Genomic DNA, 23,846 nt, shown 5'->3' with positions numbered 1-23,846 from the left:
GAAAAGATGAATGCCGGAAAATTTGCAATTACTGTCGTTACCGCGATGATGCTGCTGACGACAGGCGTATCCGCCATGACTATGCCCGGTTACGGCATGGGTTCGACGGAAGATGATGCGATTATTATGACGGAATCCGAAACGTCCGGATTCAATACATACTATAACAGTGCGTACGGGTACGCTCTTGACATCCCCGCCGCCGCCAGTGAAGCGGAAGCGACGTCGAAAGGAGAGGGATGTTATTTTGAAGATCCCGATACACATGCCGTTATTTCCGTATATGCTACAAGGAATATGATGCAGCTTACTGCAGACCAGCTGTATCGTATGGATTTGAATGTCAACGGCTCGCCTGCTTTGCTGGTTAATGAGAAAACGGAGAAAGGGTATGTCATTTCCTGGCAGAAAAAGAATAAGGTTTTTTATGAGGTTATGGCGGTCAACGATAACGGCACGTATACCTCTTTTTCCGTTGTCTATCCGGTTAAGATGAAGACGACGTATGAAGCCTACTGCGCTCATATGAAGGCTTCCTTCATCCCCGCGGGGGCCGTGCGTAAGCCGAAATAGGGAAGCGTAGAAAGAACGTGAGGGAATTACCGGATTTTACTTGCAAAGGGTCAAAACTCTGTGGTAAAATCAATACGTTAATTCGGGCACTCCTCTGTCAGCAGGACGATTACCGTGAAAAGCGGCGGTAACGATGGGCATGAATGTCTTTGTAGGAGGAAAAGAAAATGAATATTATCAGCGTACTTGAACAAGAGCAGCTTCGTAAGGACATTCCCGCATTCCGTCCCGGAGATACGGTAAAAGTTCACGTAAAGGTTGTTGAAGGCAATCGTGAACGTGTCCAGGTATTTGAAGGCATAGTAATCGGCCGTCAAAACGGCGGTGTCCGTGAAACCTTTACGGTTCGCCGTATATCTTACGGCGTCGGCGTAGAACGTACCTTCCCGGTTCATTCCCCGCGGCTTGCGAAAATCGAAGTTTCACGCCGCGGTATTGTCCGTCGCGCGAAACTCCATTATCTCCGCGGTCTGACAGGCAAAGCCGCTCGTATCCGCGAACGCCGGTAAGTATATTCCCGTAAAAAGGCTCTCTGTGAGGGCCTTTTTTTGTGGCCTCCGGAGTTTAAAACACGAGGCCTCTGTGCTATAATAAAAACCATATCAGAACTATTTTATGATGAGGTGATCCGGATGGCAGAACGTATTTATGTAACCGGCCATAAGAGCCCTGACACAGACTCGATCTGTTCCTCTTATGCACTGGCAAAATTAAAAGAATTGCAGGGTATAGATGCCGTACCTGTTCGCGCAGGCGAACTTAACAAAGAAACGACGTTTGCGTTGGAGTATTTTAAGGTAACGCCTCAGCCTCTCGTAACGGATTTTTATATCAAAGTGGGCGAGGCGGTGCACCGCGACGTGGAACCGCTTGCTCTTTCCGCTTCTTTGAAAGATGCGGCACGCTGGTTCTCGGATCATGAGGGGCACGATTTCGCGCCTGTTGTCAATGACGGCAAGTTTGCCGGTATTTTGGAGCGCGGCGCTTTGGCGGAAGAATTTATCAGGACGGTAACGGGCAATGAGCTTGATCTGGTTAAAGACCTTGTTCACGATGCGGAAACTGTGTTTTCCACGTCCGATAACGGTCACGATGTACCTGCGGAAGGCCGGTATGTTGTCGTCGACGGTACGGAATATATCGGCGTCATCTGTGCGGCTTGCGTAGCCGCCGCGCCGAAAAAGAAGGTATTTCTCGTTGACCATAATGAAAAGAAACAGATTATCGACGGCATTGATGAAGCGGAAATCGTCGGTGTTGTAGACCACCATCGTATCGGCGGCACGCTTGAGACGGATGCGCCCATTTTCATCTATTTCCGTCCCGTCGGTTGTTCCGCGACTATGGTAACGGCTCTTTATGAAGAAGCGGGTATCTCCATACCGCAGAATATGGCGGGGCTCCTCTTATCGGCGATCATTTCCGATACGGTGCTTTTCCGTTCGCCTACCTGCACGGCGGAAGATAAGGCCGCTGCCGAAAAACTGGCGGCCGTTGCCGGCGTCGATATTAAAGCATACGGGATGGAAATGCTCAAAGCCGGCGCCAATGTATCGGATCTTTCACCTGATGAAATCGTCCGTAACGATATGAAAGAATTTAACGGCAACGGGCAGACTTTTACGGTGGCACAGGTTCAGGTAATGGACACGACGGATTTACTCGACCAGAAACAAACCCTTCTCAATGCTTTGGAAAAATTGCGCGCAGACAATGATTATCTCGCTTCCTTCCTGATGATTACGAGCATTATTGATGAAGCGACAAACCTGATCTTTGCCGGAAATATGGACGGCGTAGTAGGAAAGGCCTTTGCCAAAGATGTCTTAGGCAACGAGGTGTACTTGCCCGGCGTCATGAGCCGTAAGAAACAGGTCATTCCGCAAATTTTATCTTCTCTGTAAGCCCACGGAGCTGGAAAGGCCCTCATCACGACGGTGTGGGCCTTTTCATCTGTTTGTAGGGAAAGGACGGTTATGAATCCCATTTATGACACGTTAAACGAAAGACAGCTGGAAGCGGTTATGCACACGGAAGGACCGCTGTCCGTTACGGCAGGCGCCGGTTCGGGTAAAACAAAGGTACTCACCTGCCGCATTGCCCGTCTTTTAGAGATCGGCGTTGAGCCGTACCGAATTCTGGCCATTACCTTTACAAATAAAGCTGCGAAAGAAATGCGGGAACGCGTTCAAACTCTTGTAGGTGCCAAAGCCGAACGTATTTGGCTCAGTACATTTCATTCCTTTTGTGCCAGGCTGCTGCGTTTTGAGATCGACGGCTTTGCCGGCTATACGCACAATTTTACAATATATGACTCGGCCGATCAGATAAGTCTTGTCAAAGGCTGCCTTAAAGATCTGAACCTTGATGACAGGCGCAATTTCCGCCGCGCTCCGTGTTGGGGACGGTATCAGCCGCTAAAAATGCGTTGCTTACGGCGCGGGAATTTGCCCTGCAGGCAGATGATTTTTATGCCCGGCAGGTGGCCGAGGTGTACGGCCTTTATGAAAAGAAACTGAAAGATAACAACGCTCTTGATTTTGATGACCTTCTCCTGCTGTCCGTACGGCTGTTGCGGGAACGTCAGGATATACGGGAAAAATATCAGGAACGCTTCCGATATATTCTTGTCGACGAATATCAGGATACGAACAGAGCGCAGTATATATTGACCAAAATACTCGCTGCCAAATGGCATAATATTTGCGTTGTCGGGGATGCGGATCAGAGTATTTACGCCTGGCGCGGTGCGGATATCCAAAATATCATGGATTTCATGCGTGATTATCCGGACGGCACGAATGTCAGGCTGGAACAGAATTACCGCTCGACCAAGACGGTATTGAACGCGGCCAATGCAGTTATCGACAATAATGAAACACGGCTGAAAAAGAACTTGTGGACGGAAAACCCGGAGGGGCACAAGATTATTCATTATCATGCCCAAACCGAGCATGATGAAGCGGACTATATTGCCGGCGTCATTTATAACCGGCACGGTATTGAAAATGAACCGTACGGCAGTATGGCCGTTCTTTTCCGCACGAATTCCCAGTCCCGCGTGCTGGAAGAAAAACTCATGCGTTACGGCATCCCTTATACGATGGTCGGAGGAACGAAGTTCTATGACCGCAAAGAGATTAAAGATGTCCTGGCCTATCTGCGCCTGTTGTATAATCCTGAAGACAGTCTCAGCCTGGTGCGTATTCTCAATGTGCCGAAGCGGAGCATCGGCGCGACGTCTCTCGAACATTTGACGGAATATGCGGAACGTAACGGTATTTCTTTGTTTGATGCCTTGTCCACGACCGGTGAGCTGCCCGTTACGAAGCGGGTGAAAACGTCGCTTGAAGATTTCTCCGCGCTTATCTTCGGCCTTCTGGAACATCTCGGAGAATGGGATGTGCCGACGCTCATTGAGCATGTCATTAAGGAAACGGGGTACGGGGATATGCTGGACAAAGAGGCGGCCCGGGATCCGCAGGGGGAGAGCCGTAAGGAGAATGTCGGGCAGCTCATCAACGCGGCCCAGGAATATATGCACGATAATCCTGAAGGAACTTTACAGGACTTTTTAGAGAATGTAGCTCTTGTCAGTGACGCGGATGAGTTTGAAAGCACCGAGTCCAAGGTTACGCTCATGACCTTACATGCCGCCAAAGGGCTGGAATTTCCGGTCGTTTTCCTGGCAGGTCTTGATGAAGGGCTGTTCCCGCACAGCCGTACGCTCATGGATGCTTCTCAGATTGAAGAAGAACGGCGGCTCGCCTATGTCGGCATTACCCGTGCGGAACGGCAGCTTTATGTGACCAACGCCTCGACACGCACTGTGTACGGTCGCGTGTCGGCGTATTTGCCGAGCCGCTTTTTAAACGAAATACCGGAAGAATTGATAGAAGTATACAGGCGTAAAGCGGCGATGCCGCGGCAGCCGGTCACGGTGCCGGGTAAACAGCGCGTATCGGTTCTTGCCGGGGGCGTAGCCTCGAGTTTACCGAAGGCTCATGCCGTTACGGAAGCGTGGAAGGCGGGCGATAAAGTGCGTCATAAGGTCTGGGGTAGCGGCACCGTCCTTGAAGTCATCGGTGAAGGGGACGGTATGCAAATGAAAATATCCTTCCCGACCAAGGGGATACGCCAGGTTGTTGCTAAATACGCGCCCCTTGAAAAAGAATAGAAAAGGAGTTTGGGCATGGTAAAGGATAAGGAGTATGAACGCCTTCAGGAGCTGAAAGAAAAGCTCGATTATTACAGTTATCTCTACTATACGCTCGACAGGCCGTCTATTACGGATTATGAGTATGACCTGCTCTACCGTGAGCTGGAGAAGATTGAAGGGGCGCATCCCGAATGGGTTACGCCCGATTCGCCTACACAACGGGTAGGGCATAAAATCCAGGGCGGCTTTACTAAATATACCCATGACAGGCCTATGCTCAGTCTGGGCGATGTCTTCACCGATAACGAATTGCGTGAATTCGATCGGCGCGTTCGTGACGATCTGGGCGGTGAAGCGCTCGAATACGTCGTAGAACTGAAAATCGACGGTCTGGCAATTAATCTGATTTATGAAAACGGCACATTCGTTCGCGGCGTTACCCGCGGTGACGGCATAGTCGGGGAAGACGTGACAAACAATGTGCGTACCATCAAAACGATTCCTTTGAAGATCAACAATATGTCGCCTCATATTGAGATTCGCGGCGAAGTCTATATGTCCGTCGGTGCATTTGATGCTCTTAACCGGCAGCGTGAGGAAGATGAGCTGGAACCCTTTGCCAATCCCCGCAATGCCGCCGCCGGTTCATTGCGGCAGCTGGATCCGCAAATAACGGCTGAACGGAACCTCTCCTTTTTCGCGTATGCCATCGGCGGTACGGTGGGCATTGAAATCAACAGTCAGGAAGAATTGCTGGCCGACTTGAAAAAATTCCGTTTTCACGTTAATAAAGAATATAGAAAATTCGTCAATATGGAAGATGTGATTAAATTTATTCATACGTGGGATGAGCGGCGTGACGAACTCCCTTATGCCACTGACGGAATGGTAGTCAAGGTCAATTCCTTTGCGCAGCAGGCCCGTCTCGGCAATACGGTGAAAATTCCCAGATGGGCCGTTGCCTATAAATTTCCGCCTGAACGGGTCGTGACCAAGGTGCTTGATATTTCCGTCAGCGTCGGCAGAACCGGCGTTCTTACACCGGCGGCGGATCTTGAGCCGATTCGGCTTGCCGGAACGACTGTAAAACGGGCGACTCTTCATAATGAAGACTACATCAGAGAAAAAGATATTCGTATCGGCGATGAAGTTATCATTCAAAAAGCGGGTGAAATTATCCCGGAAGTGGTAGGTCCCGTTACGACGAAACGCGACGGGACGGAAACGGTGTTTGTCATGCCGTCCCGCTGTCCCGGCTGCGGCGAACCGGTTGTGCGTCTTAAAGGGGAAGCGGCAACGCGTTGTGTCAATCCCGAATGTCCGGCGATCATCGGTGAAAAAGTCGCTCACTTCGTTTCCCGCAATGCCATGAATATAGACGGTCTCGGTGAGGCCATTGTCAATCAGCTCCTGGAGCGGAAGCTGATACGCAATGTAGCCGATATCTACAGCCTTAAAAAAGAAGAACTGAGCGCTTTGGACGGTTTCGGCGACAAATCGGCGGATAACCTTCTCAGAGCCGTTGAGAACAGCAAGAAAGTCGGCCTGGCGCGCGTTATCTTTGCCTTGGGCATTCGTTTCGTCGGCGCCAAGGCCGGTCGTATTCTGGCGGAGCATTTCGGTTCCGTTGAAGTGCTTGCTGAAGCTTCGCTCGAAGAATTAACGGCTGTCGATGAAATCGGTCCGCGTATTGCCGAGTCGCTCCGCCAGTGGTTCGCTTTGCCGGACAATGCGGAACTCGTGGCCCGGTTGCAGGCGGCCGGAGTTGATATGACGGCGGAGAAGAAAGAAACAAAGGGCGATTCCTTTGCCGGTGAAATCGTGGTCCTGACAGGCCGGCTTGAAATTATGAGCCGCAAAGAAGCGGAAGCGGCCGTGATTGAACGAGGCGGTGAATGTACGAGTTCCGTTACGAAAAAGACCACCCTTGTCGTGGTCGGCGCCGAACCGGGGAGCAAGTATGATAAAGCGAGAAATTTGGGGACACGTATTATTTCGGAAGAAGAATTTATAGCGTGGCTGCAAAGAGAATAGCAGTTCTCACGGCGTCCTTTCTTATGCTATAATTAACCGTTGTTGATAGAAGTGATTTCAGTGATAAGGAGTGTTTCCATGAAAATCAGTGCGGAAGAAGTAAAGAAAATCGCCCTGCTGTCCCGTTTGGAAATTTCAGAAGAACAGACAGAAGAGGTCGGACGACAGCTCAGCGATATTCTGTCTTATATGGAGCTCATCGAACAGGCGGATATTACAGCCGCAGAACCGACGGCACACGCGGTTTCCCTGTCCAACGTTATGCGTGACGACGTGCCTCATGAATCGTTACCCAATGCGAAGGCGTTACAAAATGCCCCGGAATCGGAAAACGGGTACTTCAGAGTACCCAAAGTTATCCAGGAATAAAGGAGGTCCGTTATGGAACCCGTTACTATCCATGCGCTGCATGACAAACTTGTAAAAGGAGAAATTTCAGCTGTCGAATTGACGCGGAAATTTCTGGACCGTAAAGATAAAGTAGAACCGACTGTCCGGGCCTTCTTGTCGGATAATCGTGAATTTGCTTTGGCGGCCGCGGCTCTTACGGATAAGAAGCTTGCGGCCGGTGAGGCAATTGCCGATTTGGCGGGCATCCCCGGCGCCGTTAAGGATAATATTTGTATTAAAGGCCAGCAGGCAACATGTGCATCAAAGATGCTTGCCGACTATACGTCACCGTATGACGCGACGGTTATTGAAAAGCTCAATGCCCTGGACTACGTGAGCCTCGGCAAGACCAATATGGATGAATTCGCCATGGGCAGCTCGACTGAAAATTCAGCTTTTCAAGTTACGACGAACCCGTGGAATACGGGTTATGTCCCCGGCGGCTCTTCCGGTGGTTCGGCGGCGGCCGTAGCGGCGGGAGAGGCCGTTTGGGCACTCGGTTCCGATACGGGCGGTTCTGTACGTCAGCCTGCGGCTTATTGCGGCGTGGTCGGCCTGAAACCGACATACGGTCTGATTTCACGTTACGGCCTCATCGCCTTTGCGTCTTCGCTGGATCAGATCGGCACGTTTACGAACGATGTCGAAGACTGCGCTATCGTTTTAAATGCCGTGGCGGGATACGACAAGAGAGACTCCACGTCCGTACCCCGACGGAGCAAAGATTATAAAAAGGCTCTCGTCAACGACGTAAGAGGCATGAAGATCGGTATTCCTGCGGAATTCTTCGGCGAAGGATTGGATGAAGAATGTCGTAAAGCCTTGGATGAAGCCGTTGAAACGTATAAAAAATCAGGCGCTGAAATTATTTCCGTTACCATGCCGAATATGAAATACGGTTTGGCGGCGTACTATATTATTGCGCCTGCCGAAGCAAGTTCCAACCTCGGACGTTATGACGGAGTGGGGTACGGGTTACGCGTTCCCGGCAAGGATATTGTCGACATGTACATTAAAACCCGGTCCGAAGGGTTCGGGCCGGAAGTTAAACGCCGTATTCTTCTGGGAACGTACGTACTCAGTGCCGGTTACTATGATGCCTACTATCTCAGGGCCATGAAAGTCCGTACCCTCGTTAAACAGGATTATGACAACGCGTTGGCACAGTGTGATGTGCTCCTTACGCCGACGGCGCCCGATACGGCTTTTGAAATCGGTAAAAATAAAGAAAATCCCCTGTCCATGTATTTGGGCGATGTCTGCACGGTCACGGTGAATCTTGCCGGCCTGCCGGCTGTCAGCATTCCCTGCGGCTTCAAGCGGGGCCTGCCTGTCGGTATGCAGCTTATCGGCAGAGCGCTTGACGAAGAAACCTTGCTGCGCGCGGCCTATACATTCGAACGGGAACGGCCCGACCTGCGTTTGCCGTTACCCATGGGGGAGGTTGAAGTCTGATGAAATATGAAGCGGTTATCGGTTTGGAAGTCCACACCGAATTAAAAACGAAAACAAAAATTTTCTGCGGCTGCAGCACTGAATTCGGCGCCGCGCCGAACACGCATGTCTGCCCGGTCTGCATGGGCCTGCCGGGCTGCCTGCCTGTATTGAATAAAGAAGTAGTGCATTTTGCCGTTAAAGTCGGGTTGGCGTTTCATTGCGATATTTTGTTACACAATAAATTCGACAGAAAAAATTACTATTACCCCGATTTACCGAAAAATTTCCAGACATCTCAGTTCGATCTGCCTATCTGCCTGAACGGCTATGTGGATATTGACGTAAACGGTGAAGAACGCCGCATCCGGCTTACCCGCATTCACATGGAAGAAGATGCGGGAAAGCTCGTGCACGGCGGTACGACTATCAATACATCCGATTATTCCGATGTGGACTATAACCGTACGGGCGTACCCCTTCTGGAAATCGTTTCGGAACCGGATCTTCGCAGCGGTGAGGAAGCAAGAGCATATCTTGAAAAGCTTCGTTCCGTTATTCAGTATCTGGGCGTATCCGACTGCCGGCTCGAAGAAGGAAGTATGCGTTGTGATGCCAATATTTCCGTCCGGCCTGCCGGCACGGATAAACTCGGCACGAAGGCGGAAATTAAGAATATCAATTCACTTACGGGCGTTCAGAAGGGGATTGAATATGAAGCCGTTCGCCAGGCCCGGGTCTTAGAAGAAGGCGGCAGGATCATTCAGGAAACGCGCGGCTGGGATGAAAATAAAGGGGTTACTTTCAGCCAGCGTGTCAAAGAAGAATCCAACGATTACCGTTACTTCCCCGAACCGGATCTCATCCCGCTGGAACTTTCCGAACAATGGATTGAAGAAGTACGCCGGGAACTTCCCGAAATGCCCGATGCCCGCCGCAAACGGTTTACGGAAGCATTGGGCCTGCCCGAATACGATGCGGCTATCCTTACCCTTGAAAAGGGAACGGCGGACTACTTTGAAGCCGTAGTTGCCGCCGGGGCCGAGGCAAAAGCGGCGGCCAATTGGATGCTCGGTGATTTTGCGAAAAAACTTAATGAAGAAGGCCTGACGGCAAGAGAATCTCCCGTTACACCGGAAAATTTGGCGGAACTCATCTCTCTTATCGATAAAGGGACGATTTCCGGGAAAATAGCTAAACAGGTTTTACCTGAGATGTGGCGGTCCGGTGAGAGCGCCGCCGCCGTTGTAGAGAAACAGGGCCTTGTCCAAATCAGCGACGAAGGAGAATTGTCGGGTATCGTCAGGAAAATTATCGATGCCAATCCGCAATCCGTTGCCGATTATAAGGCGGGCAAGAAGAAAGCTATAGGATTCCTCGTCGGTCAGATTATGAAAGAAACGAAAGGCCGCGCCAATCCGGCGTCGGTCAATGAATTATTGATCAAAAAACTGGAAGGGTAAGGTGACGGCACAGGTCGGAAGATCTGTGCCGTTTTTGCATAATATTACAAATTGTCATGATGTATCTGTAACTGTCCCGACATGGGAATACCGCTTTATTCCCGTGAGTCCTTATACTATAATGTATAAGGATTGTTGTTAAAGGCCTTTTAAGTATTAAGCCTGATCTGCTTCTGAAGTTTGCGGTTTTACGGCGGCTCTTATATTTACTTTGCCCACAGGCTGAAGAAACGGGATAAGAACATATTTTTTGTGTGAAAGGAAGGAAAAACATGGTATTCTTAGCGCTGCTGCCGATAATTTGGCTGGTTATCGGACTGGGCTTCTTGAAGATGCCCGGTTACAAAGCCTGCCCGATTGCAGTTGTTATTGCCGCGATTGTGGCTGTTTTCGCCTTTGACATGCCGACTCTTGATACGGGTACGGCGGCTTTGGAAGGCGTTGCCCTTGCGATTTGGCCCATTTTGCTGGTCATTGTGGCGGCCATTTTCGCGTATAATCTTACTGTGTATACGAAAAGCATGGATGTCCTTAAACAAATGCTGACGACAGTAAGCAAAGACAGCCGTATTTTAGCCCTTCTCATCGGCTGGGGCTTCGGTGCTTTCATGGAAGGCATGGCCGGCTTCGGTACGGCGGTTGCCATTCCGGCCAGTATTCTCGTCGGCCTGGGATTTAATCCCATCCGTGCTATTCTCGCTTGTCTTATTGCCAATACGGTACCGACCACTTTCGGTTCTATCGGTATTCCGACGACAACGCTGGCAAGTTTGACGGAACTTGATCCGGTCCGATTGGCTACGTATATTACGACCCAATTGGGGTTATTGGATATTTTGTGTCCGTTCTTGATGGTTATCGTCATCGGCGGCTCTGTCCGGGCGTTAAAAGGCGTTTTTTTCGTGACCCTGCTTTCCGGGTTGGCGCTTTTCATCCCTGAATATATCATTTCTTCCGTTCTCGGACCTGAATTAGCCGTTATGGTGCCGTCCATCATCATCATGGGCGTAATCGTTGTGTATGCGAAACTTTTCAAGACGGACGATCCGGACTATGCGTTGGATATTCAGCCGCAGTCCGTTTCCGCCGGCGCGGGTATAAGGGCCGCGATGATCTTTATTCTTATTTTTATATTCCTGATCATTACGTCCAAGCTTGTTCCCGCCGTTAACGGCCCGCTCAGCGCCGTTAAAACGGCCGTTCCTATTTACACCGGTGCGGGAGCGAAGCCGTATACCTTTGTCTGGATCGCCACGCCGGGCATCATGATCCTCCTGGCCGCTATCCTCGGCGGCAGATACCAGGGCGCATCGTTCGGTGAGATTTTCGGCAGGCTGGGTGAAACGATTTATAATCTGCGCTTTACCTTTCTGACGATTATCACCGTCGTGGCTACCGCTAAAATCATGACATACAGCGGAATGACGGCAAGTATCGCGCATACCCTCGTTGATGTGACGGGGACCATGTATCCTGCGTTTGCCCCTCTGGCCGGGGCGCTCGGCGCCTTCATCACCGGTTCCGGCACGAACAGCAATGTCCTTTTCGGACCCTTGCAGACAGCTGCGGCCATGGATATTCCCGGTGCCGACCCCGCCTGGCTCGCCGCGTGCAATTCCGCCGGCGCCGGTCTCGGCAAAATGCTTTCGCCTCAGAGCATTGCTATTGCCATCGGTGCTGTCGGCGCAGTTGTGGAAGGTAAGGAAAGTGAGATCATGAAGGCGGCGCTTCCGTACCTCGTCGGGTTTATGATTATTGCCGGGGCCATTACGTATTTCGGCCAAATGATGATTTAACGGGTTGTATTCATTACATCCGCTTTTATAAAAAAGGAAAACAGTTCGGAAATACTAATCCGAAACTGTTTTCCTTTTTTCTTCGGCCCGCCGCTTCCGGAAAAAATCTTTTAACAGAGCCGCGCATTCTGTTTCTCGTATGCCTGCCGTGACGATTGCGCGGTGATTCAGCCGTTCGTCGTCAACAATTTTATACAAAGAGCGTGTACCGCCGCCTTTCGTATCGGCACAGCCGTAAACAACGCGATCCAGGCGGCTGTTCACGATAGCGCCCGCGCACATGGGGCAAGGTTCGACGGTCACATATAAGGTGCAGCCTGTAAGACGCCAGCGGCCGAGAACGCGGCACGCCTCCGCAATGGCCAGAAGCTCGGCATGAGCCGTGGCGCACGGCAGCGTTTCCCGCAAATTGTGGGCGCGGGCGACGGCTTTTTTCTTGTGTACGATAACGGCGCCGATCGGGATTTCACCGACGGCCGCCGCTTTTTTTGCTTCTTCCAGGGCTTTCCCCATGTAGAATTCGTCTTTTGTCATCGTCCCGCCTCCCGCACATGATTACGTCCATATTGTACAGGACAGATAACGGCAGTGCAATCATCCCTGCGGAAAGAAAATAAATTTCTTTAAATTTTATTTTTACGACGGCATTTGGTATAATAAAAAAGATTTATATGTCAGAAAATGTTAGGAGTGATTCTGTGAAACCCTTTTATAAATTGGTCGGTGCAGTCGTTTGTTCGCTCTTGTTTACCGGCACGTCTGTATTTGCTTACGGGAAGACCATCTTATATGTTCCTCAGGATGATCGCCCTGTTGATTACGCATACACTGTAAAAACGGCAAAAGAGGCGGGATATACCGTACTGACTCCGCCGCGCCAATATTTGTCGGGTTCCAATTTCCACGGCTCGCCGGAGCAATTAATGGATTGGGTCGAGACGCATGCGCCTGAAGCCGACGCGATGGTCCTTTCTGTTGATTCTCTCGTCTACGGCGGCCTGGTCGACTCGCGCAAACATAATTTTGATACAGATACGCTTATGAACCGCCTCCGCAACGTGGAAGCGTTACACGCAAAATACGGGCACGTTCCCATTTATGCGTTCAGTACGGTCATGCGCAGCCCTTGGACGGGAGGTAAAGGCGTAGAACCGGATTACTATTTGAAATTCGGTAATGACATTTATGAATTGGCCGCTCTGCAAAATAAAGCCGATACAGAGGTCCTTACGCCTGAAGAGCGGTCCCGCTGGTTTGCCGTCATGCGCCGGGTACCGCTTGAATATTTGCAGGACTGGTATAAACGCCGCCAAAAGAATATGGCCGTTAACTACCGGCTGATTGATGACGCGAAGAAGGGGATCTTTACCTATTTCAGCTTAGGTCATGATGACAATTCCGCCCACACGCAGTCGGCGCTGGAAGCGAAATATTTGGAAATGCGCGGCAAAGATGTGCCGAAAACGGTGTTCGGCTCTTTTCCCGGTGCGGATCAGCTCGGCTTGCTCCTGATTACGCGTGCAAACAATGATTTTAATAACTATCATCCGAAAGTTACGGTCATCTATCCTCTCGGCGGCGGTGAAAAAACTGTACCCAGTTATGACGGGCAGGCAATCGGCAAAACCATTGCCGAACATATTGAAGCCGTCGGCGGTGAAGTGACGAATACGTCCAAGCCGGATTTGCTTCTGGCGGTGAATACGCCGCTTACGACAAAGACGACAGAATCGGCCAGCTTTGAAAACTTCCCGATTATGCTTGATTCGACACGAGAGTTTTTAGGCCACATTGAAACGGCTGTCGCTGCCGGGATTCCTGTAAGTATTGTCGACATGGCTTTTTCCAACGGTTCGGACAATACGCTCGTTTACGGCCTTTATAAAGATAACATGATGTATCGCCTGGCTGCTTATAACGGCTGGAATACGGCCAGCAACTCCGTCGGCTACGGTCTTTCGCAGGGGATTCTGGCCAGGTATATGAGTGCGGATGCCCATAAAAATATGCTGACGACTAATTATCTTGATAATTGGGCGTATCAGGCTAATATCCGCAACTATCTCTACCGTATGCAGCAGAAAATAGCAAACGGGCAGCTGCGCCGCTATTATCCGACGGAAACGGGTGAATTGCAGGGGCTTGCCAAGCTGGAATTGCAGCGGTATGCGAAAGCATATTTAAATGTAAACCCGAAAACGGTGGAAGTGACATTGCCGTGGAACCGTCTTTTCGAAACTTATGTAGACGTACATTCTCTGCCGAATGTGCAGCTTGAGGCGGATGTGCGGCTGCAAAAGGACAGAGAGATCCTAGCGCGGCTTGCCGAACAGCGCGATGCCGCCGTTAAAGCCTATGATACGGCAAAAGAAAAAGGCGCGCCGAAGATTGATGCCGCAACGGAAGCAAAGCTGAAGGCCGCAAAAGACGAAGCGCAGGCCAAGTATGATACGGAGCTTCGGACGCAAGAAGCCAACCGGCGGAACGAGTCGATCGCCGCGCGCAGCAGGACCTGGGCGCCGCATACGTAAGAGTGCATAAGTGTATAGGGGAAAACGCGAAAAACCTGTAGAATAAGGCGTTTCTTTTATTCTACAGGTTTTTCATGTATAATAGGTTTCATGGAAAAATACACTAAATCTGACGAGGTAACAATAAATACGGCCGGTACGGAACATACAGGAGCGGCGCGGAAAAATAATAATGTATTGACGCAGGATAAAAACGTGCCGTCCAGGGAGGCGCGTACCGTAAAATTTATAGTCGGTATTTTGGCTGTAGCACTTCTTGCCTGCGGCTGTTTTTATTTCCTGCCGCCTTTTTGGAAGGCCTACAAGTCTTCCTATATAGAAGTCAAGGCGGACATGACCGGTGCGGAAATAGCGGATGAATTGTATGCGGAAGAACTTGTTTCCAACCCGCTCCTTTTTCGGGCGGTTTTGGCACTGACAGGGCAGGCGGGGGAGCTGAAACGCGGCGAGTATACGATACATTCAACGATGAGCCTGCATCAGATCGTCGCCAAGCTGACAAGCGGAGATTCGGAAGCCTATCGGCTGGTCGTACCCGAAGGGTATACGGTGCGGCAAATTGCTAAAGCCGTTGCCGAAAATACAAATATAAGTGAAGAAGAATTTCTCATTGCAGCCAATAAAGCGGAACTTCTTTACCCGTATATGAAGGGTAATCGTCAGGTTACTTTCGTGACCGAAGGATTTTTATTCCCCGATACGTATTATCCCCATTTTGACGGAACGGCCGATGATCTGGTGGTGATGATGCTGAAAAACTTTGATGACCGTTTAGACACGGCAATGAGAAACCGGATCGGAGCCGGGAATTTTTCCGTTTATCAGGCTGTGACGCTTGCTTCGGTAGTTGAAAAAGAAGCGAAATATGATCGTGACAGACCGCTTATCGCATCTGTTTTCCTTAATCGGCTGAAACGGCACATGAAGCTTCAATCCGACGCAAGCGTTTCTTATGCGATGGGGTCGCACAAATATGAGTACAATCTTGATGAAATTGCTTACGATTCGCCGTATAATACGTATCTGCATGAAGGACTGCCGCCCGGTCCCATCGGCAATCCGGGTATGAAGAGTATATATGCCGTACTTGATGCGCCTGAAACGAGTTATCTTTATTTTGTGGCGGACAAAGAAGGACATAATTATTTTTCCGTGACGTATGAAGAGCATATGGACAATGTCCATAAGTATATGCCATGACGGAGTTGTTAAAGGAAGTGAAGCTGTACGGAACGGCTCACGGGCTGCCCGTTTTACGCGATGCGGAAAAGGAGCTGCTTCAGAAAATTGTAAAAAACGCTTCGCCCCGCCGTGTTTTGGAAATAGGGACGTGTATCGCGTATTCGACACTGCTTATTATGGAGTGTTTGCCTTCAAATGCATATATTACGACGATTGAACTCGATGCGGACAGGCATAAAATAGCTGAAAAACATATTGCCGCCTCCCCGTTCAGAGGGCGGATAAAGGCGCTCCACGGTGATGCGACGTCAGTATTGCCGCATTTGGACGGCCCTTGGGACTTCGTCTTCCTTGACGGGCCGAAAGGACAGTATAGCCGGCAGCTGGAACTGCTTATGCCGAAATTGGCTCCCCGCGCCGTCATTGTAGCCGATAATGTCCGCTATCACGATATGGTCTATGTACAGGGACATTTGCCCCATAAACACCGCACGGCCGTGACGAGGCTGCGTGAATTTATGGATAAGATTAACGATACCGACCTGTTTGAAACGGTTGTATTTGAGAACGGGGACGGCCTTACGGTCTCCCGGAGGAAGAGTTAGGAATGAAACGGATGGAATTGCTGGCGCCCGCCGGTAATATGGAGAAACTGAAAATTGCCTTCCTGTATGGTGCCGATGCGGCTTATCTGGGCGGCACGTCTTTCAGTTTGCGCGCATTCAGCGATAACTTTACGCCGGAAGAAATGAAAGAAGCAGTAGATTATGCCCATTCTCTCGGTAAAAAAATTTACGTTACCGTTAATATTTTCCCGTCGGGTAAAGATTATAAAGAGTTACCAGGTTATTTACGGTACCTTGAAAAGATAAAAGCCGATGCCGTGCTTATTGCGGATCCGGGGATTTTCCGCCTTTGCCGGGAAGTCGCTCCGGCTCTGCCAATTCATGTGTCGACACAGGCGAATACTACGAATTGGTCGGCCGTGCAGTTTTGGAAAGAATGCGGTGCCGAACGGGTTGTCCTGGCCCGGGAGGTGTCGCTGGCCGATGCGAAGGAAATCAGCGCCAACGTAGATATAGAACTGGAAGGCTTTGTACACGGCGCTATGTGTATATCTTATTCGGGCCGCTGCTTACTCAGCAATTATTTTACGAAGGATCGCGATTCCAACCATGGTGAGTGCGTGCAGTGCTGCCGGTTTAAGTACAGTCTTGTCGAAGAAAAACGGCCGGGTGAATATTTTCCGGTTATGGAAGATGAACGGGGCACGTATATTTTTAACTCGAAGGACTTGTGCATGCTGCGGCATCTGCCGGATCTGTATGATGCGGGCTTCGCGAGCTTAAAAGTGGAAGGCCGGATGAAGAGCCTTCATTATGTGGCGACCGTTGTCAAGGTATACCGTGAAGCCATGGATGCGTATGAAGCGGACCCGGAACACTTTACGGTCAAAGAGGAATGGGTCGAAGAGTTGGAAAAAATCTCTCACCGGCCGTATACGACAGGATTTTATTACGGCCGGCCCGCGGCGGCGGATCAGGTATACGGGCAGTCCAGCAATACGCAGACCCATGACTTTATCGGCTTCGTCAAAGCGTATGACGAAGCGACGCACACCGCCCAGATTGAACAGCGGAACTATTTTAAAGTCGGCGAAGAAGTGGAATTTCTTTTGCCGCACGGCCCGATCGTCAAGCATATCATCAGAAATTTACGGAACAGCGACGGAGCGGTCATTGACGCGGCGCGGCATCCTCAGGAAATTGTCTGTATGACGACGGACGTGCCGCTGCAGGTAAACGGTATGATGCGCCGGCAGGTGAAATAGTCATGCTTTTTGAGGAATACGTTTATTTTCAGGTAGAGCCTTCGCAAATGACATTAGTCAACCGCATCACGGAAGGCTTTGATCACATGGGCGTCCTTACGGCTCTGAACGGTAGGAAAGGGACGGCCTGTTTACGGACTACTGCCGATACGGCGGCGGAAGCGCGGCAATTATTGCGTGATTTGCCGATAGACGTGCGTTTTCTTACTTATGCGGAGGCGTTGCGTGAAAGTGAATAGGAGCCTGAGCGGCATTGCCGTTCGGGCTTTTTCTGGTATTTAAACGGGCAGTTGTCTTTTGCATATACGTACGGTGTGATAAAAGACAGTAATGCCGGGGAAGACGGGAAAGAGTGTTGCAAATGAAGGTATTTATTGCGGAAAAACCGAGTATGGCCAGAGAATTGGCGAAATGCCTGCCGCCGCCGCGGCGGCGTGATAACGGCTGCATACGTACGGGCGGCGGTATCGTTACGTGGGCGTACGGCCATGTGTTGCAGCAAGCCGAGCCGGAAGCGTATAATGCGGCTTATAAAAAATGGCGGGCCGAAGATTTGCCGATTATACCGAAGGAGTGGAAGCTTTTTGTTTCACCTGCGTCTAAAGAACAATTTGAGATTATCCGTTCGCTCATTAATGAAGCGGACAGTATTGTAAATGCCGGTGACCCCGACAGAGAGGGGCAGCTTCTCATCGATGAAATACTTGATTATGTCGGAAATACGAAGCCTGTCGAACGGATTCTGCTCAATGCGCTGGATGAGAAAAGCATTCGCGAGTCGCTTGGTAATTTACGGGATAATAAGGCCTTTAAGCCTTTAAAAGATTCGGCTTTGGCGCGCAGCCGCGCCGATTGGCTGATGGGAATGAACTTGTCGCGTGCCTATACGCTGGCTGCCCGCCGTCAAGGCTATCGGGGCGTCTATCCCGTCGGCCGCGTAAAAACGCCGACATTGGCGCTTGTAGTCAGAAGACAGCGGGAGCTGGATAATTTTAAACCGGTAACATACTATATTGTAAAAGCCGATTTTAATTACGGCGACGGCGTTCTTTCCGCCCGGTGGCAGCCTGCGGAGACACAGGCGGGGCTCGATCCGGAAGGGCGTTGTATCCGCAAAGACATTGCCGCCCGTATTCTTGAGAAATTGGCGGCGGAACCGGAGGGAATGGTGACCGAGCGGAAGGTCACGCATAAAAAGGAAAATCAGCGTTTGCCCCATTCTCTGTCGTCCCTGCAGATAGAGGCCGGCAGGAAGTACGGTTACAGTCCGCAGCAGGTTCTTGATACGGCTCAGCAGTTATATGAACGAAAGTTTACGACATATCCCCGTTCGGATTGTGAATATCTGCCGCTTAATCAGCGGCGCGATGCACTCGGGATTTTGTCCAATCTTGCCGGATTGGGGGATCGTGAATTAAGCGTCTGGGCAGGCGCAGGTGACAGTACGGTCAAAAGTCGCGCCTGGAACGATACAAAAATTACGGCTCATCATGCAATTATTCCGACAACTGTTGTCTGTCCGTATACTCGGCTCACGGAAATGCAGCGGAATATATATTTTCTTATAGCCCGGGCGTATATTGCCCAGTTTTACGCACCTCATGAATATGACAGTCAGCGTATCGTCATCAGAGCGGCGGAAGAAAATTTTGTCGCCCGCGGCAGGACGATAACCGTCGCGGGCTGGAAACAACTGTACAGCCGCGACAAGCATGATGACGGTGATGAGGAAAAGGGAGAATTGCCGGTTCTTCGAAAAGGAGCCGCTGTTACTTATACCGGCGGTATGACGGAAGAAAAGGAAACAAAACCGCCGCAGCGTTTTACGGCCTCCACCTTGTTGGCGGCAATGAAAGAAATTTATAAATATGTCAAAGACGATACGCTGAAAAAGAAACTGAAAGAAGTGCAGGGGATCGGTACGGAGGCGACGCGGGCCACGATCATTAACGAGCTCATCGCGCGTAAGTTCCTGCTTGAAGAGGGCAGGAAAAAATATCTTTTCCCCGGTGACTCCGCATATGTTCTTATTGATTCTCTGCCTGACGAACTTTCTTACCCCGATGAGACTGCCCTTTGGGAAGAGCGGTTGCATCAAATGAGCTTGGGTAAGGACGATCTGCAGTCGTTTTTGAAAGATCAGACAGAGTTCCTCACACGTCTTATTGCCAAAGCCGCGGTGACAGAAACCGCGGCCGCCGGCAGTACGGGAAAACGTTGTCCCGACTGCGGTAAAATAATGATTGAACGAAGCGGTAAATTCGGCGATTTTTACGGGTGTACAGGCTATCCGCAATGCAGGCATACGGAGCGGATCATGGAAACGGCCGCCGCCGAGGTTTCGGATTATGCCTGCCCGCGCTGTAAGACCGGGCGCTTTATAAAACGGGACGGCCCTTACGGCGCTTACTGGGTCTGCAGCAGCCCGGCCTGCAATACGCGTTGTGCCGATGTGGACGGTGTGCCGAGCATTTATGTGCGGCAGCGGTAAAACTTTATTTTCAGGAAAGGCGTGGACCATGGCAAAATATATAATGTTCCAAGGTACGAGTTCGCATGTCGGCAAGAGTATTTTAGCGACTGCTTTTTGTCGTATTTTTGCGCGGGAAGGGTTGAAAACCGTACCGTTTAAAGCCCAGAATATGGCTTTAAATTCTTTCGTGACACCTGACGGCGGGGAAATGGGAAGAGCGCAGGCTGTGCAGGCTGAAGCGGCCGGCCTTATCGCGGAAACGGATATGAATCCGGTACTTTTAAAGCCGGTCGGGAATTGCCGTTCCCAGGTTATCATTAACGGGGTTCCCGTCGGCAATATGTCGGCGGAAGAATATCATCTTTCTTATTCCCTGAAAGCGTTTGAGGCCGTAAAAACCGCTTTGACGCGCCTTGATAAAGAATACGATATGATTGTTCTTGAAGGGGCCGGCAGCCCGGCGGAAATAAACCTGAAAAATACGGATATCGTGAACATGCGTGTAGCCGAATATGTCCATGCCCCCGTTTTCCTCGTCGCCGATATTGACAGAGGCGGCTCTCTTGCGGCCCTGGTCGGCACCTTGGAACTTCTTGATGAGGCCGAGCGTGATCTTGTAAAGGGCCTTATTATCAATAAATTCCGCGGCGACCTACACCTTTTCGATCCGGCTGTCCGCTTTCTGGAAGAGAAAACAGGTAAGCCCGTTATCGGAGTAATGCCGTATATAAGCGATTTGGGGATAGACGAAGAAGATTCGGTATCCCTGGCGGAAATGTTGCGTGAACCCGAAGAAAAGGATCTCAAAATAGCCGTTGTCAGGACTCCCCGCATTTCTAATTTTACCGATTTTGACAGCCTTGCTTCGGAAGAAGATGTCAGTCTTTATTACGCACAGGAGCCGGAGGCGTTGGCGGCGGCGGATATTATTCTGCTGCCGGGCACAAAAAATACGATAGACGACATGCTCTGGCTTCGTGAGAACGGTATGGAACAGGCTGTCCTGACGGCGCGGCGGCAGGGCGTGCTCATAGGCGGTATTTGCGGCGGCTATCAGATGCTCGGCAGGAAAATCTCCGATCCCGACGGCGTTGAAGCCGCTCATGAGAGTGTTGACGGCCTGAATTTTTTACCGATGGAAACTGTTTTTAAAGGGGAGAAAATTACCGCCCAGGTACATTGCCGTTGCCGCAGGTTTTCCGTTTATGACTCCGTTATAGATTGCAATGATATGAAAGGGTATGAGATTCATATGGGCCGGTCTGTCTTTTCCGCGCCTGTGTCCCGGCCTTTTGCGGCCGTCTTGCGCCGGGGGCGGCGTTGTGATGACCCGGTGGGAGCTTCTCTTGACGGCACGGTTTTCGGTACGTATGTGCACGGCATCTTCGATAATGACGGGTTTCGCCGCGCCTTTCTCAATGCCGTGCGTATCCATAAAGGGCTGCAGCCGATTACAGCGGGCCGACATTACAGAGGAGAAAAAGAAAAAAGTTATGATCGTTTGGCGGATCTTGCGTTAGCCAGTTTAAACATGCGGAAAGTCCGACAAATTATCGGAGAATAGGACATGCTGACCGTTACAGTTGCATTTATTGTCGATTGCTTTGTGGGGGATCCGGAGAGCCGGTATCATCCCGTTGCTCTTTTAGGGCAGGCAATAAAAAAACTTGATACCCTTTTCTATAGTGAAGGGAAATCTAAACAGTACTATTTCTTTACCGGTACGGTTGTGGCCGGACTGACTGTGTTTTTTGCGTACGGTTCGGTTCGTTTGGCGGCCGTAATTTTAGAGACTCTCTTTCCGGAAACGGCTGCAGATGTATTGAAAGGGATAATTTTGTCTTTCCTTATTTGCCCGCGCAGCCTGGCCGGAGCGGCCGACACTATTCGTCGCTCCCTTATACGCCGGCATTTGGATGACGCGCGTAAAAAACTGAGTTTCATTGTAGGCAGGGACACGGAAAATTTATCGGAAAGTGAAATCTGTCGTGCCGCCGTTGAAACAGTGGCGGAAAACACGTCGGACGGGATCGTGGCGCCTCTTTTCTTCTACGTCCTCGGCGGCGTGCCGCTGGCGGCCGCTTATAAAGCCGTTAATACGCTTGACTCCATGATGGGGTACAAAAACGCCAAGTATATCTATTACGGCCGGTTCGCCGCGCGTCTTGACGATGTGTGCAATTTCATTCCGGCCCGGATTACGGCGGTATTGGTAACGGCCGCCGCGTTTTTGTGCGGCTTTGATTATAAGAACGCCTGGCGTATCATGCGCCGTGACGCCCGCAAGCATCCGAGTCCTAACGGCGGCTATGCGGAAGCGCCCGTTGCAGGCGCATTGCATATCCGCTTAGGCGGTTGTAATTCTTATTTCGGAGAAATGACGTTTCGCGAGTATATGGGCGATGAAGAGCTGCGGATAATGCCGGAAACCGTTTCTTGCGCCGTCCGTCTTATGTATACGGCCTCGCTGCTGGCGATTGTCCTCGCCGCATGCTGCCGTTTTTGGGAGTGAGTATGAACATTGTCGTTACCGTGCCGGCCGGGTGCGGTGAGATCCTGCAGGGTAATATGGATAAACGTTCGCTTATTGTTGCCTGCCCCGTTAATCTGTATGTGACGGCGAGAGTTGTTGACGGTGTATTTGACGAGTTGGCTGTACCCGAAAAATCACGCCGTGCCGTGGCGGCAACCTTGCGTTATCTGGGCGAGAAGTCTTTTCCTTATGCGCTCGGTCTTTCGTCTGCCGTGCCGCAGGGAAAAGGCATGTCGTCGAGCAGCGCCGACATAGGCGCCGTTATTACTGCCGTCAGCGCCGCTTTCGGCTATGAAATGACGGAAAAAGAAATTTGTTCGCTCGCGCTTGCGATTGAGCCTACGGATCCCGTGTTTTGCGAAGGCATTGCGGCGATGGACAGAAAAAGCGGAGAGATTATACATACCTTTACGTCCGTCCCGCCTATGTCCGTCTTAACGTTTGACAGAGGCGGCGTCGTGGACACGGTTTCTTTTTATAAAGACAAAGATAAAGATCCTGACGGTTCTCAGGATCTGAAAGAACTGTATTCCGCCTTAAAAAAAGCGGGCGACGACTGCCGGGTTTGGGGCGCTGTGGCAACGGCAAGTGCCAGGGCGAATCAGAAGATTTTTTATAAGCCCGAGTTGGAAACGCTCATTCATCTCGCGGAACAATATGATGTCTGCGGTGTCGGAACGGCTCATACGGGTACGCTCTATACGGTGTTTATGCCTTCGGAAAAGATTTTTTCAGCCGGTGCGGAGCTGGTGCGTGCAATAAAACGGACGCTGCCCGGGTTACAATATAAAGGTGTGTATACGCTTATAGCGGGCGGCGTTTCAAAGCGGGGGAGATAAAATGGAGAAATTTGCTCATGGCGGTAACGTATATGACGGGACGGGTAAGAAAAAATCATGGATTGATATGAGTGCCAATATCAATCCTCTCGGTATCCCGCCGTCGGTACGGCAGGTATTGCAGGATCATTTGGAGGATATCGTTTATTATCCCGATCCCGCGGCGGAAGCGTTTAAGCGGGCCGTATATCGGCATTACCGCATAGAGAAGGAATATACTGTTGCCGGCAACGGCGCGGCGGAATTGCTGTATGTCTGGTTTCATGCATACAGGCCTGCAACGCTCGTGTTGCCGGTTCCCTCGTTTAATGAGTATGAACGGGCCGCTTTAGCCGGCGGTGCCGCAATACAATATATTTATTTAAGCGAAAATAACGAGTTTGCCGGCGATTGGGAAAAGATCGATCTTTCTTGTCCGTCCGGCTCCTGTTTAATTCTCGGCAATCCCAATAACCCTACCGGTACCCTGATCAACCGTGATACGGCGGTCTCGTGCGTACGTATTTGTGCGGCTCATAATGTTTTTGTCATTATAGATGAGTCGTTTCTTGATTTCAGAGATGACGGTGCGGACTATACGGTTCTCGATCTGGTAAGAAAATATTGAT

19 protein-coding genes and 1 pseudogene are annotated in these 23,846 nt (G+C 50.6%); 19 read left to right on the top strand and 1 reads right to left on the bottom strand.

Translation table 11 applies throughout. The features are described 5' to 3' along the window. Positions 1–6: 6 nt before the first annotated feature. The 9 genes and pseudogenes from HMPREF0080_RS04140 to HMPREF0080_RS04100 all read left to right on the top strand — a co-directional run bounded on the left by HMPREF0080_RS04140 (position 7) and on the right by HMPREF0080_RS04100 (position 11,849). Positions 7–573 (top strand): hypothetical protein, encoded by a 567-nt coding sequence (locus HMPREF0080_RS04140; protein ID WP_006789991.1) that lies wholly within the window; start codon positions 7–9, stop codon positions 571–573. Between the two features lie 167 nt (positions 574–740). Further along, positions 741–1,082: a 50S ribosomal protein L19 gene (rplS, locus tag HMPREF0080_RS04135; protein ID WP_006789990.1), complete on the top strand. Its 342-nt coding sequence runs from the start codon at positions 741–743 to the stop codon at positions 1,080–1,082. Between the two features lie 123 nt (positions 1,083–1,205). Then, complete coding sequence (locus HMPREF0080_RS04130) at positions 1,206–2,477, top strand: manganese-dependent inorganic pyrophosphatase (RefSeq protein WP_006789989.1); 1,272 nt, start codon at positions 1,206–1,208, stop codon at positions 2,475–2,477. Between the two features lie 72 nt (positions 2,478–2,549). Further along, positions 2,550–4,750, top strand: a pseudogene (pcrA, locus tag HMPREF0080_RS04125) (DNA helicase PcrA). A 15-nt stretch (positions 4,751–4,765) separates the two neighbouring features. Next, entirely contained in the window at positions 4,766–6,766 is a 2,001-nt protein-coding gene (gene ligA, locus HMPREF0080_RS04120; RefSeq protein WP_006789986.1) for an NAD-dependent DNA ligase LigA, read from the top strand. 78 nt (positions 6,767–6,844) lie between these two features. After that, complete coding sequence (gene gatC / locus HMPREF0080_RS04115) at positions 6,845–7,135, top strand: Asp-tRNA(Asn)/Glu-tRNA(Gln) amidotransferase subunit GatC (RefSeq protein WP_006789985.1); 291 nt, start codon at positions 6,845–6,847, stop codon at positions 7,133–7,135. 12 nt (positions 7,136–7,147) lie between these two features. Then, entirely contained in the window at positions 7,148–8,611 is a 1,464-nt protein-coding gene (gatA, locus tag HMPREF0080_RS04110) for an Asp-tRNA(Asn)/Glu-tRNA(Gln) amidotransferase subunit GatA (protein ID WP_006789984.1), read from the top strand. Further along, the gene (gene gatB / locus HMPREF0080_RS04105) at positions 8,611–10,053 is read left to right on the top strand and encodes an Asp-tRNA(Asn)/Glu-tRNA(Gln) amidotransferase subunit GatB (RefSeq protein ID WP_006789983.1); all 1,443 of its coding nucleotides are present in this window, start codon (positions 8,611–8,613) and stop codon (positions 10,051–10,053) included. The genes gatA and gatB overlap by 1 nt, the downstream gene beginning before the upstream one ends. Positions 10,054–10,325: 272 nt before the next feature. Continuing rightward, complete coding sequence (locus HMPREF0080_RS04100) at positions 10,326–11,849, top strand: L-lactate permease (protein ID WP_006789981.1); 1,524 nt, start codon at positions 10,326–10,328, stop codon at positions 11,847–11,849. A gap of 54 nt (positions 11,850–11,903) precedes the next feature. On the opposite strand, the gene tadA is transcribed toward HMPREF0080_RS04100, so the two are convergent. Next, the gene (gene tadA, locus HMPREF0080_RS04095; protein ID WP_006789980.1) at positions 11,904–12,383 is read right to left on the bottom strand and encodes a tRNA adenosine(34) deaminase TadA; all 480 of its coding nucleotides are present in this window, start codon (positions 12,381–12,383) and stop codon (positions 11,904–11,906) included. Between the two features lie 137 nt (positions 12,384–12,520). Here tadA and HMPREF0080_RS04090 point away from each other — a divergent pair, with 137 nt between their 5' ends. The 10 genes from HMPREF0080_RS04090 to HMPREF0080_RS11290 all read left to right on the top strand — a co-directional run bounded on the left by HMPREF0080_RS04090 (position 12,521) and on the right by HMPREF0080_RS11290 (position 23,845). Next, positions 12,521–14,380: a DUF4127 family protein gene (locus HMPREF0080_RS04090; protein ID WP_006789979.1), complete on the top strand. Its 1,860-nt coding sequence runs from the start codon at positions 12,521–12,523 to the stop codon at positions 14,378–14,380. A gap of 90 nt (positions 14,381–14,470) precedes the next feature. Next, positions 14,471–15,580: an endolytic transglycosylase MltG gene (gene mltG / locus HMPREF0080_RS04085; protein ID WP_006789978.1), complete on the top strand. Its 1,110-nt coding sequence runs from the start codon at positions 14,471–14,473 to the stop codon at positions 15,578–15,580. After that, positions 15,577–16,167, top strand: a complete 591-nt coding sequence (locus HMPREF0080_RS04080; protein WP_006789977.1) for an O-methyltransferase — start codon at positions 15,577–15,579, stop codon at positions 16,165–16,167. Before mltG ends, HMPREF0080_RS04080 begins: the two co-directional genes overlap by 4 nt. A gap of 2 nt (positions 16,168–16,169) precedes the next feature. After that, the gene (locus HMPREF0080_RS04075) at positions 16,170–17,393 is read left to right on the top strand and encodes a peptidase U32 family protein (RefSeq protein WP_006789976.1); all 1,224 of its coding nucleotides are present in this window, start codon (positions 16,170–16,172) and stop codon (positions 17,391–17,393) included. Between the two features lie 2 nt (positions 17,394–17,395). Next, entirely contained in the window at positions 17,396–17,632 is a 237-nt protein-coding gene (locus HMPREF0080_RS04070; RefSeq protein WP_006789975.1) for a DUF4911 domain-containing protein, read from the top strand. Positions 17,633–17,754: 122 nt separating this feature from the next. Further along, complete coding sequence (locus tag HMPREF0080_RS04065) at positions 17,755–19,884, top strand: DNA topoisomerase III (protein ID WP_006789974.1); 2,130 nt, start codon at positions 17,755–17,757, stop codon at positions 19,882–19,884. Between the two features lie 28 nt (positions 19,885–19,912). Continuing rightward, the gene (locus HMPREF0080_RS04060; RefSeq protein WP_040347181.1) at positions 19,913–21,430 is read left to right on the top strand and encodes a cobyric acid synthase; all 1,518 of its coding nucleotides are present in this window, start codon (positions 19,913–19,915) and stop codon (positions 21,428–21,430) included. 3 nt (positions 21,431–21,433) lie between these two features. After that, complete coding sequence (gene cbiB, locus HMPREF0080_RS04055) at positions 21,434–22,378, top strand: adenosylcobinamide-phosphate synthase CbiB (protein WP_006789972.1); 945 nt, start codon at positions 21,434–21,436, stop codon at positions 22,376–22,378. A 2-nt stretch (positions 22,379–22,380) separates the two neighbouring features. Beyond that, positions 22,381–23,238, top strand: a complete 858-nt coding sequence (locus HMPREF0080_RS09085) for a GHMP family kinase ATP-binding protein (protein WP_050808814.1) — start codon at positions 22,381–22,383, stop codon at positions 23,236–23,238. 1 nt (position 23,239) lies between these two features. Next, on the top strand, positions 23,240–23,845 hold the full coding sequence (locus HMPREF0080_RS11290) for an aminotransferase class I/II-fold pyridoxal phosphate-dependent enzyme (protein WP_006789969.1): 606 nt from the start codon (positions 23,240–23,242) through the stop codon (positions 23,843–23,845). Position 23,846: the final 1 nt, after the last annotated feature.

This window comes from Megasphaera geminata F0357, assembly GCF_000239275.1.
Classification (GTDB): domain Bacteria; phylum Bacillota; class Negativicutes; order Veillonellales; family Megasphaeraceae; genus Megasphaera; species Megasphaera geminata.
This window is presented reverse-complemented; position numbering and strand designations above follow the sequence as displayed.